Annotated in this window: 17 protein-coding genes; 14 read left to right on the forward strand and 3 right to left on the reverse strand. The window is 42.8% G+C overall.

From position 1 onward, the window contains the following. Window positions 1–8: 8 nt before the first annotated feature. The gene (locus N8M16_RS04920) at window positions 9–758 is read right to left on the reverse strand and encodes a lysophospholipid acyltransferase family protein (RefSeq protein ID WP_261069728.1); all 750 of its coding nucleotides are present in this window, start codon (window positions 756–758) and stop codon (window positions 9–11) included. A 132-nt stretch (window positions 759–890) separates the two neighbouring features. Here N8M16_RS04920 and N8M16_RS04925 point away from each other — a divergent pair, with 132 nt between their 5' ends. The 6 genes from N8M16_RS04925 to N8M16_RS04950 all read left to right on the forward strand — a co-directional run bounded on the left by N8M16_RS04925 (window position 891) and on the right by N8M16_RS04950 (window position 8,195). Beyond that, window positions 891–3,227: a cation-translocating P-type ATPase gene (locus N8M16_RS04925; RefSeq protein ID WP_261069745.1), complete on the forward strand. Its 2,337-nt coding sequence runs from the start codon at window positions 891–893 to the stop codon at window positions 3,225–3,227. A 101-nt stretch (window positions 3,228–3,328) separates the two neighbouring features. After that, window positions 3,329–4,006 carry a tRNA (adenine(22)-N(1))-methyltransferase gene (locus N8M16_RS04930; protein ID WP_141230727.1) on the forward strand — a complete coding sequence of 226 codons (678 nt, stop codon included), beginning with the start codon at window positions 3,329–3,331 and terminating at the stop codon, window positions 4,004–4,006. Beyond that, window positions 3,993–4,790 (forward strand): Nif3-like dinuclear metal center hexameric protein, encoded by a 798-nt coding sequence (locus N8M16_RS04935; protein ID WP_141230728.1) that lies wholly within the window; start codon window positions 3,993–3,995, stop codon window positions 4,788–4,790. The genes N8M16_RS04930 and N8M16_RS04935 overlap by 14 nt, the downstream gene beginning before the upstream one ends. Before the next feature lie 16 nt (window positions 4,791–4,806). After that, the gene (locus N8M16_RS04940) at window positions 4,807–5,910 is read left to right on the forward strand and encodes an NAD(P)/FAD-dependent oxidoreductase (protein WP_261069729.1); all 1,104 of its coding nucleotides are present in this window, start codon (window positions 4,807–4,809) and stop codon (window positions 5,908–5,910) included. A 298-nt stretch (window positions 5,911–6,208) separates the two neighbouring features. After that, window positions 6,209–7,228 (forward strand): UDP-glucose 4-epimerase GalE, encoded by a 1,020-nt coding sequence (gene galE, locus N8M16_RS04945; protein ID WP_061590355.1) that lies wholly within the window; start codon window positions 6,209–6,211, stop codon window positions 7,226–7,228. A 1-nt stretch (window position 7,229) separates the two neighbouring features. After that, the gene (locus tag N8M16_RS04950) at window positions 7,230–8,195 is read left to right on the forward strand and encodes a glycosyltransferase family 2 protein (protein WP_314725819.1); all 966 of its coding nucleotides are present in this window, start codon (window positions 7,230–7,232) and stop codon (window positions 8,193–8,195) included. 57 nt (window positions 8,196–8,252) lie between these two features. On the opposite strand, the gene N8M16_RS04955 is transcribed toward N8M16_RS04950, so the two are convergent. Next, a complete protein-coding gene (locus N8M16_RS04955) occupies window positions 8,253–8,450 on the reverse strand; it encodes a ferredoxin (protein WP_161683526.1) in 198 nt (65 codons plus the stop codon). 45 nt (window positions 8,451–8,495) lie between these two features. Between N8M16_RS04955 and N8M16_RS04960 the strand changes: the two genes are divergently transcribed. From N8M16_RS04960 to N8M16_RS04995, 8 genes are all read left to right on the forward strand, one after another. Then, window positions 8,496–8,984: an SAG1386/EF1546 family surface-associated protein gene (locus N8M16_RS04960; RefSeq protein WP_180948026.1), complete on the forward strand. Its 489-nt coding sequence runs from the start codon at window positions 8,496–8,498 to the stop codon at window positions 8,982–8,984. 8 nt (window positions 8,985–8,992) lie between these two features. Then, window positions 8,993–9,664 (forward strand): (d)CMP kinase, encoded by a 672-nt coding sequence (gene cmk, locus N8M16_RS04965; protein ID WP_247947354.1) that lies wholly within the window; start codon window positions 8,993–8,995, stop codon window positions 9,662–9,664. 129 nt (window positions 9,665–9,793) lie between these two features. Then, window positions 9,794–10,132, forward strand: coding sequence for a zinc ribbon domain-containing protein YjdM (locus N8M16_RS04970; protein WP_001061596.1), 339 nt, complete (start codon window positions 9,794–9,796; stop codon window positions 10,130–10,132). Between the two features lie 2 nt (window positions 10,133–10,134). Beyond that, on the forward strand, window positions 10,135–10,764 hold the full coding sequence (locus N8M16_RS04975) for a Pr6Pr family membrane protein (protein WP_153210425.1): 630 nt from the start codon (window positions 10,135–10,137) through the stop codon (window positions 10,762–10,764). Between the two features lie 124 nt (window positions 10,765–10,888). Further along, window positions 10,889–12,040 (forward strand): MFS transporter, encoded by a 1,152-nt coding sequence (locus N8M16_RS04980; RefSeq protein WP_261069731.1) that lies wholly within the window; start codon window positions 10,889–10,891, stop codon window positions 12,038–12,040. A 98-nt stretch (window positions 12,041–12,138) separates the two neighbouring features. After that, complete coding sequence (truA, locus tag N8M16_RS04985) at window positions 12,139–12,888, forward strand: tRNA pseudouridine(38-40) synthase TruA (RefSeq protein ID WP_261014768.1); 750 nt, start codon at window positions 12,139–12,141, stop codon at window positions 12,886–12,888. After that, entirely contained in the window at window positions 12,878–13,651 is a 774-nt protein-coding gene (locus N8M16_RS04990) for a bifunctional hydroxymethylpyrimidine kinase/phosphomethylpyrimidine kinase (protein WP_238095361.1), read from the forward strand. The genes truA and N8M16_RS04990 overlap by 11 nt, the downstream gene beginning before the upstream one ends. Then, window positions 13,629–14,090: an ECF transporter S component gene (locus tag N8M16_RS04995; RefSeq protein ID WP_000814989.1), complete on the forward strand. Its 462-nt coding sequence runs from the start codon at window positions 13,629–13,631 to the stop codon at window positions 14,088–14,090. The genes N8M16_RS04990 and N8M16_RS04995 overlap by 23 nt, the downstream gene beginning before the upstream one ends. A 102-nt stretch (window positions 14,091–14,192) precedes the next feature. Here the strand turns inward: N8M16_RS04995 and N8M16_RS05000 are convergent, their stop codons facing one another. Beyond that, entirely contained in the window at window positions 14,193–15,275 is a 1,083-nt protein-coding gene (locus tag N8M16_RS05000) for a M24 family metallopeptidase (protein ID WP_261034854.1), read from the reverse strand. Window positions 15,276–15,315: the final 40 nt, after the last annotated feature.

Consider the following 15,315-nt stretch of genomic DNA (forward strand, 5'->3'; position numbering starts at 1 on the left):
TGTTGTATTTAACTAAGTTTTTCTCTTTTCTTATCTGGATTCCAGATAAAGCTTGCGATAAAGCTAAAGATGATGGTTAGGATAGCGAGGATAATGGCAAGGATGAGGGCAGGGATGCGGATAAGCCACCAGAGTGGGTTTGGTTTTTTATTATTGTGCCATTGTTTCGTTTCTTGGTCCAGACGTTGAAATTCTGTTTGGATACGATTGGCGACTGTTTCAATGCCTTCGTCATTCATTTTTTTGATATCTGAGATATCAATTGGATTTCCAAAGTTCATATCGACACGTTCACGACTAACCAGGCCCTTCAAGGTCATAGGACCTGTGTAGGTAACCGGCATAATACGGACCTTGGCCATTTTGGCAATCAGAGCTACGCCACCCTTGACATCGTTTGAGTGTCGGCTTCCACTTGGAAACATGATGAGAGAGCGGTCACTTTTTTTGAGAACATTGATAGGATATTTGATGGCTGAGGCGCTAGGATTTTCACGGTCGATAGGAAAGGCACCACACATACGAATCCACCAGCCAAAGATACGGTTGGTAAAGAGCTCTTTTTTGGCCATAAAGATAAATTGTTTTGGTTTGGTCGCAAAGGCCATATAAACTGGATCCCACCAGGTGCGGTGAGGTGCAACCAAAATATAATTTTCATCTTGATTAGGAATTTTATCAGTATTATGATAGTGGGCATTGCCATTGATGGACCATAGGAGCAAGACAACCAATCCACGTAAATAAGTATAAAACATGCGATCTCCTTCGATTATTTTCTTGTTATTATTATACCTTATCAAAGGAGGGCTGGCAAACTTTTCCCTTGACCAGGTCCATATTTGGGATGAGATTAGAATTCTTTTAGAAAAAATGATATGATAGAATTTATGGATAAAAATAAGATTATGGGATTAACCCAAAGAGAAGTCAAGGAAAGACAGGCTAAGGGCTTGGTCAATGATTTTACTGCTTCGGCCAGTACCAGCACTTGGCAAATCGTTAAACGAAATGTCTTTACTCTTTTTAACGCTTTGAACTTTGCCATTGCTTTGGCACTAGCCTTTGTGCAGGCTTGGAGCAATATGGTCTTCTTTGCTGTTATCTGCTTTAACGCTTTTTCTGGGATTGTGACCGAGCTGCGGGCTAAACACATGGTGGACAAGCTCAATCTCATGACCAAGGAAAAGGTCAAGACTATTCGTGATGGCCAAGAAGTGGCTCTGAATCCTGAAGAATTGGTGTTAGGAGATGTCATTCGTCTGTCTGCTGGAGAGCAGATTCCCAGTGATGCCTTGGTTTTGGAAGGCTTTGCGGAAGTCAATGAAGCCATGTTAACGGGGGAAAGTGATTTGGTGCAAAAGGAAGTGGATGCCTTGCTTTTGTCAGGAAGTTTCTTAGCCAGTGGGGCAGTTTTAGCTCAAGTTCACCATGTTGGATCTGATAACTATGCTGCCAAACTCATGCTGGAAGCCAAGACCGTTAAACCAATCAACTCTCGTATCATGAAATCGTTGGACAGGCTAGCTGGTTTTACTGGGAAGATTATCATTCCTTTTGGTCTGGCTCTCTTACTAGAAGCCTTGCTTTTAAAAGGCTTGCCTCTTAAGTCGTCCGTTGTAAATTCGTCGACAGCCCTTCTGGGGATGTTACCTAAGGGAATTGCCCTTTTGACCATTACTTCGCTTTTGACTGCGGTGATTAAGTTGGGCTTGAAAAAGGTCTTGGTGCAGGAGATGTACTCTGTTGAGACCTTGGCACGCGTGGATATGCTCTGTTTGGACAAGACGGGCACCATCACCCAAGGAAAGATGCAGGTGGAGGCTGTTCTTCCACTGACGGCAACTTATGGTGAAGAGACTATTGCCAGCATTTTGGCCAGCTACATGGCCCACAGTGAGGATAAGAATCCAACAGCCCAAGCTATTCGCCAGCGCTTCCAAGGCCAAGTAGCCTATCCTATGCTCTCTAATCTTCCCTTCTCCAGCGACCGCAAGTGGGGAGCTATGGAATTGGAAGGTTTGGGGACAGTTTTCTTAGGTGCGCCTGAGATGTTGCTGGACTCTGAAGCCCCAGAAGCCAGGGAGGCCTTGGAGAGAGGGTCACGTGTCTTGGTCTTAGCTCTCAGTCAGGAGAAATTAGACCATCACAAACCACAGAAACCATCTGATATTCAGGCTCTAGCCTTGCTAGAAATCTTGGACCCGATACGAGAAGGAGCAGCTGAGACGCTGGACTATCTTCGTTCTCAAGAAGTGGGACTCAAAATCATTTCTGGGGACAATCCAGTTACGGTATCCAGCATTGCCCAGAAGGCTGGTTTTGCAGACTATGACAGTTATGTAGATTGCTCAAAAATTACGGATGAGGAATTGATTGCTATGGCTGAGGAGACAGCTATTTTCGGACGTGTTTCCCCTCATCAAAAGAAACTCATCATCCAAACACTGAAAAAAGCGGGGCATACAACAGCTATGACAGGGGATGGAGTTAATGATATCCTGGCCCTTCGTGAGGCGGATTGTTCTATCGTGATGGCTGAGGGAGATCCAGCGACTCGTCAGATTGCCAATCTGGTTCTCTTGAACTCTGACTTTAATGATGTTCCTGAGATTCTTTTTGAAGGTCGTCGTGTGGTTAATAATATTGCCCACATTGCACCGATTTTCTTGATAAAGACCATCTACTCATTCTTGCTCGCAGTTATCTGTATCGCCAGTGCTTTACTAGGTCGGTCTGAGTGGATCTTGATTTTCCCCTTCATTCCGATCCAGATTACCATGATTGACCAGTTCGTGGAAGGGTTCCCACCATTCGTTCTGACTTTTGAGCGAAATATCAAACCTGTTGAGCCAAACTTCCTCAGAAGATCCATGCTTCGTGCTCTACCAAGTGCTCTCATGGTTGTGTTCAGTGTTCTTTTTGTGAAAATATTTGGAAGTAGCCAAGGTTGGTCTGAGTTAGAAATTTCAACTCTACTCTATTATCTCTTGGGGTCAATTGGTTTCTTATCTGTATTTAGAGCCTGCATGCCATTTACCCTATGGCGTGTCCTCTTGATTGTTTGGTCAGTAGGAGGATTCCTAGCCACAGCTCTCTTCCCAAGAATTCAAAAACTGCTTGAAATTTCAACCTTAACAGGACAAACATTACCTGTTTATGGTGTCATGATGTTGGTCTTTACCGTGATTTTCATCCTGACTAGTCGCTATCAAGCCAGAAAATAAAGAAAGGCTGCAATCTGTGGATTGCGGTCTTTTTAGGTACAAGATTGCCAGCTGAAATGTGGTATAATAAGAGGTAATAGAGTTTTGGAAAGTGAGAGAAAATGATTTCAAAGAGATTAGAATTAGTGGCTTCCTTTGTGCCACAGGGAGCAATTTTACTAGATGTGGGGAGTGACCATGCTTATCTGCCTATCGAGTTAGTCGAAAGAGGAAAAATCGAAAGCGCCATTGCAGGTGAAGTTGTGGAGGGACCTTATCAGTCTGCTGTCAAAAATGTTGAGGCCCACGGCTTAAAGGAGAAAATCCAGGTTCGTTTAGCCAATGGCTTGGCAGCTTTTGAAGAGGCAGACCAAGTGTCTGTCATTACCATTGCTGGGATGGGTGGTCGTTTGATTGCTAGGATTTTAGAAGGAGGCTTGGACAAGTTAGCTAATGTAGAACGATTGATCCTCCAACCCAATAATCGTGAAGATGACTTGCGTATCTGGTTGCAAGACAATGGTTTTCAGATTGTAGCAGAAAACATCCTAGAAGAAGCTGGCAAGTTTTACGAGATTTTGGTGGTGGAAGCAGGTCAAATGAAGCTATCAGCCAGTGATGTTCGCTTTGGACCTTTCTTGTCCAAAGAAGTCAGTCCAGTCTTTGTCCAAAAATGGCAAAAAGAAGCTGTTAAGCTAGAGTTCGCCCTCGGACAAATCCCAGAAAAAAATCTGGAGGAACGTCAAGTTTTAGTAGATAAAATTCAAGCCATCAAGGAGGTTCTCCATGCTAGCAAGTGAAGTAATTAACGCATATGAAGCCTTTTGCCCTCAGGAATTTTCAATGGAGGGAGACAGTCGTGGTCTGCAAATTGGTACTTTGGACAAGGATATCCAAAGGGTCATGGTGGCTCTGGATATTCGTGAAGAAACGGTGGCTGAAGCCATTGAAAAGGGTGTGGACTTGATTATTGCCAAGCACGCGCCGATTTTCCGTCCTATCAAGGACTTGGTATCTAGCCGTCCGCAAAATCAGATTTACATCGACCTCATCAAGCATAACATTGCAGTTTATGTCAGCCATACCAATATTGATATCGTTGAAAATGGTCTCAATGATTGGTTCTGTCAGATGCTAGGTATCGAGGAAACGACCTATCTGCAGGAGACAGGTCCTGAACGTGGAATTGGACGTATTGGGAATGTTCAGCCTCAGACATTTGGGAAATTGGCCCAGAATGTCAAGCAAGTCTTTGGTCTAGATAGTCTTCGAATGGTGCATTATCAAGAGAGCGATTTGCAGAAGCCTATTTCAAGAGTGGCCATCTGTGGTGGAAGTGGGCAGTCATTCTATAAGGATGCTTTGGCAAAGGGGGCAGATGTCTATATCACTGGTGATATTTACTACCACACTGCCCAGGATATGTTGTCTGATGGGTTACTGGCATTGGACCCAGGTCACTATATTGAAGTGCTTTTTGTGGAAAAAATTTCTGCACTCCTTACTCAATGGAAGGCTGAAAATGGCTGGACAATTGATATTGTACCAAGTCAAGCATCGACCAATCCTTTCCACCATATCTAGTTAGAAAGTGAAAACAATGAAAAAAGTTGCCATTATTGGAGCAGGAATTGTGGGAGCAACAGCTGCCTACTACCTCTCTAAAGAAAGTGACCTAGAAGTAACCGTCTTTGACCATGGACAAGGTCAGGCTACCAAGGCCGCAGCGGGAATTATCAGTCCTTGGTTTTCCAAACGTCGCAATAAAGCCTGGTACAAAATGGCGCGCTTGGGGGCTGACTTTTATGTGGATTTGTTGGCTGATTTAGTGAAGTCAGGGAAAGAAATTGACTTTTACCAGCGTTCGGGAGTCTTTCTCCTGAAAAAGGATAAAACTAAGTTGGAAGAACTCTATCAACTAGCCCTCCAGCGTAGAGAAGAATCTCCTTTGATAGGCCGGTTAGCCATTCTGGACCAAGCATCAGCTAACGAATTATTCCCTGGTTTGCAGGGATTTGACCGTCTGCTCTATGCTTCTGGTGGAGCGAGAGTAGATGGCAAACTTTTAGTGACTCGTTTGCTGGAAGCCAGTCAGGTCAAGCTGGTCAAAGAAAAAGTAACTCTGACACCTTTAGCATCAGGCTACCAAATTGGAGAAGAGGTGTTTGATCAGGTTATTTTGGCGACTGGAGCTTGGTTGGGACACCTGTTAGAGCCTTTAGGTTATGCTGTGGATGTCCGTCCTCAAAAAGGACAACTACGAGATTATCAGCTTGGCCAAGACATGGAAGCTTACCCTGTTGTTATGCCAGAAGGGGAGTGGGATTTGATTCCTTTTGCAGGTGGGAAATTATCCCTAGGCGCTACCCATGAAAATGACATGGGATTTGATTTGACGGTAGATGAAACCTTGCTCCAGCAAATGGAGGAGGCAGCCTTGCCCCACTATCCAGCCTTGGCAGAAGCGAAATCATCAAGTGAACGTGTGGGCATTCGTGCCTATACCAGTGATTTCTCACCTTTCTTTGGGCAGGTGCCAGAATTAGCAGGTATCTATGCTGCTAGTGGACTAGGTTCATCAGGCCTCACAACTGGACCTATCATTGGTTACCATCTAGCTCAACTGATTCAAGACAAGGAGTTGACCTTGGACCCTCTAAACTACCCAATTGAAAACTATGTCAAACGAGTAAAAAGCGAATAATACTCAATGAAAATCAAAGAACAAACTAGGAAACTAGCCGCAGGCTGCTCAAAGCACTGCTTTGAGGTTGTGGATAGAACTGACGAAGTTAGCTCAAAGCACTGCTTTGAGGTTGTGGATAGAACTGACGAAGTCAGTAACATATATATGGCAAGGCGACGTTGACGTGGTTTGAAGAGATTTTCGAAAAGTATAAGAATTTTACTGAAATTTTAGCCTCCCCTCTAGGATGGCAAATGACATTCCCTATCAAAAATGGTAAAATAAGAAAAAATAATCCGAGAATCGAGGAAAGAAGATGCAAGAAAAGATTTTGGTAACGGGTGGAGCAGGTTTTATCGGAACCCACACTGTTATTGAGTTAATCCAAGCAGGTCATCAAGTTGTTGTGGTGGATAACCTTGTTAATAGTAACAGAAAAAGTTTAGAAGTTGTTGAGAGAATTACAGGAGTTGAAGTGCCTTTCTATGAGGCAGATATCCGTGATACAGATACTCTTCGTGACATTTTCAAACAAGAAGAACCAACTGGTGTCATTCACTTTGCTGGCTTGAAGGCTGTCGGCGAATCAACACGTATTCCTCTTGCCTACTATGACAACAATATCGCTGGAACTGTTAGTCTTTTGAAGGTCATGGAAGAAAACAACTGTAAAAACATCATTTTCAGTTCTTCTGCGACAGTTTACGGAGATCCTCATACAGTGCCCATCTTGGAAGATTTCCCTCTTTCAGTGACCAATCCATATGGCCGAACCAAGCTTATGCTAGAGGAAATTTTGACGGATATCTACAAGGCAGACTCAGAATGGAATGTGGTCTTGCTTCGTTACTTTAACCCAATCGGAGCTCATGAGAGCGGAGATTTGGGAGAAAATCCAAACGGTATTCCAAACAATCTCTTGCCATATGTGACTCAAGTAGCCGTTGGAAAATTAGAGCAAGTGCAAGTGTTTGGAGACGATTACGATACGGAAGACGGAACTGGTGTTCGTGACTATATTCACGTTGTCGATTTGGCTAAAGGTCACGTCGCAGCTCTACAAAAAATCCAAAAAGGTTCAGGCCTAAACGTTTATAACCTTGGAACAGGTAAAGGCTACTCAGTTCTTGAAATTATCCAAAATATGGAAAAAGCAGTGGGACGTCCAATTCCTTACCGCATTGTAGACCGTCGCCCAGGGGATATCGCAGCCTGCTATTCAGATCCTGCAAAAGCCAAAGCAGAACTGGGCTGGGAAGCAGAGTTAGGCATCACCCAAATGTGTGAAGACGCATGGCGTTGGCAAAGTAAGCATCCAAATGGATTTGAAGACTAAGATGGTGATGTCAATCATTGTCCCCTGTTTAAACGAAGAGGAAGTACTTCCTCTTTTTTATCAGGCTTTGGAAGCTTTACTTCCAGATTTGGAAACAGAAATCGAGTATGTCTTTGTCGACGATGGATCAAGTGATGGGACTTTGGAACTCTTAAAGACCTATCGGGAGCAAAATCCGGCAGTTCATTATATTTCTTTCTCGCGAAATTTTGGCAAAGAAGCAGCTCTCTATGCAGGCTTGCAATATGCGACAGGAGACCTAGTGGTGGTGATGGATGCAGATCTCCAGGATCCTCCTAGTATGTTGCTTGAGATGAAAACCTTACTAGACCAAAATGCAGATTTAGACTGTGTAGGAACACGGAGAACTAGTCGGGAGGGAGAACCAGTTTTACGTAGTCTCTGCGCTAATCTCTTTTACCGCCTTATGCAAAAAATTAGTCCAGTAGCCCTGCCGTCAGGTGTCCGTGATTTTCGCATGATGAGAAGGTCTGTAGTCGATGCTATTTTAGCTTTGACCGAGTCTAATCGTTTTTCTAAGGGACTCTTTGCCTGGGTCGGCTTTAAAACCCACTATCTGGACTATCCAAATGTCGAAAGACAGGCTGGCAAGACCAGTTGGAGTTTTAGGCAACTCTTTTTCTACTCCATTGAAGGGATTGTTAACTTTTCAGATTTTCCCTTGATTATCGCCTTTGTGGCAGGTCTCCTATCTTGTTTTATTTCTCTACTAATGACCTTTTTTGTTGTGGTTCGAACCCTCATTTTGGGCAATCCGACATCAGGTTGGACCTCTCTGATGGCTGTTATTCTCTTCCTTGGTGGGATTCAACTCTTGACCATTGGGATTCTCGGTAAGTATATCAGTAAGATTTATCTAGAGACTAAAAAAAGACCACTTTATCTCGTCAAAGAAAAAAGTGACCTTCCTGATTTTACAGAAAAAAATAAAGAGAAAAGACTATAATTTTGCATGGAAATATGCTAAACTAGAAGGAGTGGAACGTTCCTGTCGATATTAGAGTTAATCTTTAATCAAGGCACGTGTCGGACAGTTTCTAACAGCTTCTACGACGTCCTGACTAGGAGAGATTTCTTTTTCTAGTTGGTCAGGGTCATCGTAAAAACGCACGATTCCATTATCGTGGTAATCAAATAAATCAGAATAAGTTTGGCAAAGCCCACAGGCAATGCAACGTTCAGGTATAAGTGTGATTTTCATATTTATATTGTAATAAGAAAAGTAAAAAAAAACAAGGAGTAAGGTATGGCAAAAGAACCGTGGCAAGAAGATATTTATGAGAATCAAGAAGAAACAAGATCAGAACGTCGTAAGAGAGAACAAGGTGGAGGAGTGCTGGCTAATCGTATCTTGACTATTTTAGCAAGTATTTTCTTTGTGATTGTAGTCGTGATGATTATTGTTCTGATCTATCTTTCATCGGGTGGGAGTAATCGCACGGCAGCCTTGAAAGATTTTCACGATTCAGATACAAAAGTAGAGCAAGTTTCTTCTACTTCTAGTAGTTCAGAGCAGGCATCTTCTAGTTCAGAGGAGAAGGCAGAAGAGTCATCTAGTAGCTCAGAACATCCAACTGATCCAGAAGGAACTACAAAAGTCTTAGCTGGAGAAGGAGAAGCAGCCATTGCCGCTCGTGCAGGAATCTCGATTGCTCAGCTAGAGGCCTTGAATCCTGGGCATATGGCTACAGGGTCTTGGTTTGCTAATCCAGGTGATGTTGTCAAAATCAAATAGGAGTTGATATGAAAACAATTCAAATTGCTATTGACGGTCCTGCTTCAAGTGGTAAGAGTACAGTCGCAAAGATTATTGCAAAGGATTTTGGTTACACCTATCTAGATACAGGTGCTATGTATCGTGCAGCGACCTACATGGCTCTCAGGAACCAATTAGGAGTTGAACAAGTTGAAGAACTCTTAGACTTATTGGACCAGCATCCAATCAGTTTTGGGCGCTCAGAAACTGGAGAACAACTTGTCTTTGTAGGAGATGTGGATATTACCCATCCTATCCGTGAAAATGAAGTGACCAATCATGTTTCAGCTATTGCAGCAATTCCTGAAGTACGTGAGAAACTAGTTTCTCTCCAACAAGAGATTGCCCAGCAAGGTGGGATTGTCATGGACGGTCGCGATATTGGAACGGTTGTATTGCCACAAGCAGAATTGAAAATTTTCCTAGTAGCTTCGGTAGATGAAAGAGCAGAGCGCCGTTACAAGGAAAATATTGCCAAGGGAATTGAAACAGACCTTGAAACCCTAAAAGAGGAAATTGCTGCGCGTGACTACAAGGATAGTCATCGTGAGACTTCGCCTCTCAAACAAGCAGAGGACGCTGTCTACCTTGATACAACTGGCTTGAACATTCAAGAAGTAGTTGAAAAAATCAAAGCAGAAGCTGAAAAAAGAATGTAGATGTTGAAAAGCCGATAGATTGATATCGGTTTTTTCTAAATTTGTCAAAATGCTGATTTTAGGGTATAATAGTTGCTGTTCGAGAAATTTTGATTTTCAAAGAATAGTGAATGATGATAAGGAGAAACCATGAACAACCTACCAAATTGCCCAAAATGTAACTCAGAGTATGTCTACGAAGACGGTGCCCTACTGGTTTGCCCAGAGTGTGCTTATGAGTGGAATCCTGCTGAAGTTGCAGATGTAGAAGAGGGCCTTGTTGCTATCGATGCCAACGGAAATAAATTGGCTGACGGTGATACAGTCACTCTCATCAAGGATTTGAAAGTAAAAGGTGCGCCAAAAGATTTGAAACAAGGGACGCGCGTGAAAAATATCCGCATCGTAGAAGGCGACCACAATATCGACTGTAAAATTGATGGCTTCGGTGCCATGAAACTCAAATCAGAGTTTGTGAAGAAAATTTAAGCATGTCAAAACACTATAAACTTGTATTTTATAGCCGTATCTTCTTGTTTCTAGCGGCTTTTACGGGAGTTTATCTTGAAATCGCCAAGCATGGTGGATTTGGGATGCTGCTCTATTATACGGTTCTGTCCAACCTCTTAGTCGCGATTTTTACGCTCTATCTCCTAAAGGTTATGAGCCGTTTAGGTGAAAACTGGCAAAGGCCAAGTCTCTTGCGCTTAAAAGGTGGGGTCACTATGAGTATCATGATTACCTGTGTGATTTACCATTTCCTATTAGCGCCTATTGCGACTAATTTCTATACCCTAGAAAATTTTCTTTGCCACTATATCGTTCCCCTCTGGTTTTTAGCAGATACCCTCTTTTTTGACAAACAGGGTCAATACAAGATTTGGGATCCAATTGTGTGGACGATTTTACCCTTGCTTTATATGATTTTTGCTCTTTTTAATGGCTTGGTACTGAAACTTGATGTTCCTAATTCTAAGGTCAGTCCCTTCCCTTACTTCTTTTTGAATGTAAACAAGGGTTGGGATGTCGTGTTCAAGTGGTGTCTGATTATCTTTGTTGCCTATATGGTGGCAGGATTTATCTTCTACTTTATCAAGAAAATCAAGAGAAAGTCATCCTAAGATACAAGGGATTCATTTTCGGGTTTAAGAAGGAGTCTATACACTAAAGAGGCTTCTTCTTTTCTTGCTTGTTTGATAACTATCAAAAAAGTAGAAGATTAAGAGAAATATAGAAAGAGATTTCATGAAACAATTTTTAGAACGGGCCAGTATTTTGGCTCTCTCCCTCGTTTTGATTACATCCTTTTCCATCTCGAGTGCCCTGCCAGCTATGTTTGACTATTATCAAGGTTATCCTAAGGAACAAATTGAGCTCTTGGCGAGCTTGCCCTCCTTTGGAATCATGATTATGTTATTACTAAATGGTTTCTTAGAAAAAATATTTCCTGAGCGCTTACAGATCAGTTTGGGATTGCTGATTTTATCACTAAGTGGAACAGCACCCTTTTGGTATCAAGCCTATCCTTTTGTCTTTGGAACACGGATTCTTTTTGGTTTAGGTGTTGGGATGATCAATGCCAAGGCCATTTCTATTATCAGTGAACGCTATCAAGGAAAAACGCGAATTCAGATGTTAGGGCTACGCGGTTCTGCAGAGGTCGTTGGGGCTTCTCTCATTACCTTGGCAGTCGGCCAATTGTTGGCCTTTGGTTGGACAGCTACTTTCTTAGCTTATAGTGCTGGATTTTTAGTTCTGACCCTTTATCTGCTCTTTGTACCTTATGGAAAAGAAAAGAAAGAAGTCAAGAAAAAAACGAAGGAAGCAAGTCGCTTAACTCAAGAAATGAAAGGCTTGATTTTTATCCTAGCTATCGAAGCGGCAGTTGTAGTTTGTACCAATACAGCTATTACCATCCGTATTCCAAGTTTGATGGTGGAAAGAGGGCTCGGAGATGCCCAGTTATCTAGTTTTGTCCTAAGTATCATGCAGCTGATTGGGATTGTGGCTGGGGTGAGTTTTTCTTTCTTGATTTCTATCTTTAAGGAAAAATTACTCCTCTGGTCTGGTATTACCTTCGGCTTAGGGCAAATTGTGATTGCTTTATCTCCATCCTTGTGGGTGGTGGTGGCAGGAAGCATTCTGGCTGGTTTTGCCTACAGTGTAGCCTTGACGACGGTCTTTCAACTTGTCTCTGAAAGAATTCCAGCTAAACTCCTCAATCAAGCAACCTCATTTGCAGTTTTAGGCTGTAGTTTCGGAGCTTTCACAACCCCATTCGTTCTAGGTGCGATTGGATTACTAACTCACAATGGGATGCTGGTCTTCGCCATTTTAGGATCCTGGTTGATTGTAACCTCTATCTTTGTTATGTACCTACTTCAAAAGAGAGCTTAGGATTGATTCCTAAGTTTTTCTTTTCGGAAATATTGTACCCAGACAATTATAAATTTTCTAGCTTGTTACGAGACTAATTTCTTGATAAAATAGAAGTCATGACGAGATATAAAGCAACTATTTCCTATGATGGTTATGCCTTTGCTGGTTTTCAGCGCCAGCCTCATGCGCGTAGCGTTCAGGAAGAAATTGAAAAACCCTTGACTAGATTGAATAAGGGGCAAGCCATTACCGTTCACGGTGCTGGTAGGACTGATAGTGGGGTTCATGCTTTGGGACAGGTGATTCATTTTGACTTGCCTTATCAAATGGATGAGGAGAAACTTCGATTTGCTCTGGATACCCAGTCTCCTGAAGATATTGATGTGATTTCTATTGAGCTTGTGGCGGATGATTTTCATTGTCGTTATGCTAAGCACAGCAAGACCTATGAGTTTATTGTGGATAGGGGCCGTCCTAAAAATCCCATGCGTCGTCACTATGCTACTCACTTTCCCTATCCACTCGATGTGGAACGCATGCAGATTGCAATCAAAAAGCTAGAGGGAACCCATGATTTTACCGGTTTTACAGCCTCCGGAACCAGTGTAGAGGACAAGGTTCGTACCATTACAGAAGCTAGTCTCAGGGTTGATGAGACAGGACAATTTTTGACATTCACCTTTTCAGGAAATGGTTTCTTGTATAAACAGATTCGCAATATGGTGGGGACGTTGCTCAAAATAGGAAATAATCGTATGCCAGTGGAGCAGATTGACCTCATCTTGGAGAAAAAGGACAGGCAACTAGCAGGTCCAACGGCAGCACCAAATGGCTTGTATTTAAAGGAGATTCGTTATGAAGAATAATCGTATTTTAGCACTTTCAGGAAATGATATTTTTAGTGGTGGTGGTTTGTCCGCTGATTTGGCTACCTACACCTTGAACGGCTTGCATGGCTTTGTAGCAGTGACTTGTTTGACAGCCTTGACAGAGAAGGGTTTTGAAGTCTTTCCAACTGAGGATGCCATTTTTCAACATGAATTAGATAGCTTGCGTGATGTGGAGTTTGGGGGAATTAAGATTGGTCTTCTCCCTACTGTTAGTGTGGCTGAGAAGGCATTGGACTTTATCAAGCAACATCCAAGAGTGCCTGTGGTATTGGATCCTGTCTTGGTCTGCAAGGAAACGCACGATGTAGCAGTTAGTGAACTCTGCCAAGAATTGATTCGCTTTTTCCCTTATGTCAGTGTGATTACGCCTAACCTCCCAGAAGCAGAATTATTGGCTGGTCAAGAGATCAAAACCTTGGAAGACATGAAAGCTGCAGCGCAGAAATTGCATGACTTAGGAGCGCCAGCAGTCATTATCAAGGGAGGCAATCGCCTTAGTCAGGACAAGGCTGTAGATGTCTTTTATGACGGACAAAACTTTACAGTCCTAGAAAATCCTGTCATTCAAGGGCAAAATGCTGGCGCAGGTTGTACCTTTGCCTCTAGCATTGCCAGTCACTTGGTTAAAGGTGATGAACTTTTACCAGCAGTAGAAAGCTCTAAGGCTTTCGTTTATCGTGCTATTGCACAAGCAGATCAGTATGGAGTAAGACAATATGAAGCAAACCAAAACAACTAAAATCGCCCTTGTATCCCTATTAACCGCCCTTTCTGTGGTTCTAGGCTATTTCTTAAAAATTCCAACACCGACAGGCATTCTAACTCTTTTAGATGCGGGTGTCTTCTTTACGGCCTTCTACTTTGGTAGTCGTGAAGGGGCTGTAGTAGGAGGACTAGCAGGTTTCTTGATTGACCTCTTATCAGGCTATCCTCAATGGATGTTCTTTAGCTTGGTCAACCATGGCTTGCAGGGATTTTTCGCAGGATTTAAAGGAAAAACTCAGTGGTTAGGCCTTATCTTAGCAACTATTGCCATGGTAGGGGGCTACGCCTTGGGTTCTACATTGATGAATGGCTGGGCTGCAGCCCTACCAGAAATTCTACCGAATTTCATGCAAAATATGGTAGGGATGATTGTAGGATTTATTCTTAGTCAAAGTATCAAGAAGATTAAGTAATGAGGATGTGGAGAAAGTCCTAAAAATCAGAAAAAACGCATAGTATCAGGTGTTGAAACCTTGATACTATGCGTTTTATTGTGGGAAGATTTTTGAAGAATTTTAATCAAAATAAAGCAAGTCTTTGCTGGTGCTTGTAAAGAGGTCAAAGCCATCTTTGGTAACAACACCACAGTCTTCGATACGGACACCGACTTTACCAGGGATATAGATACCTGGTTCAACAGAGAAGCACATGCCTTCTTCGATGACCATGTCGTTTCCTTCCATGATAGATGGGAATTCGTGGACATCCATACCGATACCGTGACCGAGACGGTGGTTGAAGTACTCGCCGTAACCAGCTTTTTCGATGACCTCACGAGCAGCGCGATCCACTTCATGGGCAGTCACCCCTGGCTTGATAAAGTCAAGAGCAGCTTGTTGGGCTTCAAGAGTCAAGTTATAAATGTCTTTCTTGAATTGGTCTGGTTTGCCGACAGCGACCGTACGAGTCATATCTGACGCATAGCCGTTGACCAGAACACCGAGGTCAAAGAGGAGAAGAGCATCATTTTCAACCTTATTAGCTGCTGGAATACCGTGTGGATTTGCAGCGTTATTACCAGTCAAGACCATGGTATCAAAACTCATTTCATAGCCTTCACGTTTCATGGCAAAGTCGATTTGGGCGATGATATCTGTCTCTGTCTTATCAAGAGAAATATTGTCAAAGCCAACTTTTACAGCCTTGTCCGCATAGAGACCTGCAACCATCATTTTTTGCACTTCGTCAGCTGATTTGATGAGGCGCATGCGTTGGATACGGGGAGTGAGGTTTTCAAACTCAGCAGTTTCAAAGACTATTTTCAAGCCATGATATTTGGTCAAGATGAGATTGTCAAACTCAACAGCGACACGTTTGAAGTCAAGTTGTGGAAGAGCATGTTTCATTTTTTGCCATGGATTTTCAGAATCCACATAGCCCACAACTGGGAAGGAAACAGTGCTGCTTGCACGTTCCACCTCAAGGGCTGGGACAAAGAGGAGGGGTTCCTGATCTGCTAGGACAAAAAGGAACATTTGGCGCTCATGGGGATCACTGTAAAAGCCAGTGAGGTAATTGATTGTGACGGGGTCAGATACGACAGCGACGTCTAGTTTTTCTGATTCAAGATATGTTACGATTTGTTGTAATTTAGACATATGCTACCTTCTTTCTACCCCTCTATTTTGGCAAAAAAAG

Source organism: Streptococcus mitis (genome assembly GCF_946188375.1).
Taxonomy (GTDB): domain Bacteria; phylum Bacillota; class Bacilli; order Lactobacillales; family Streptococcaceae; genus Streptococcus; species Streptococcus mitis_CX.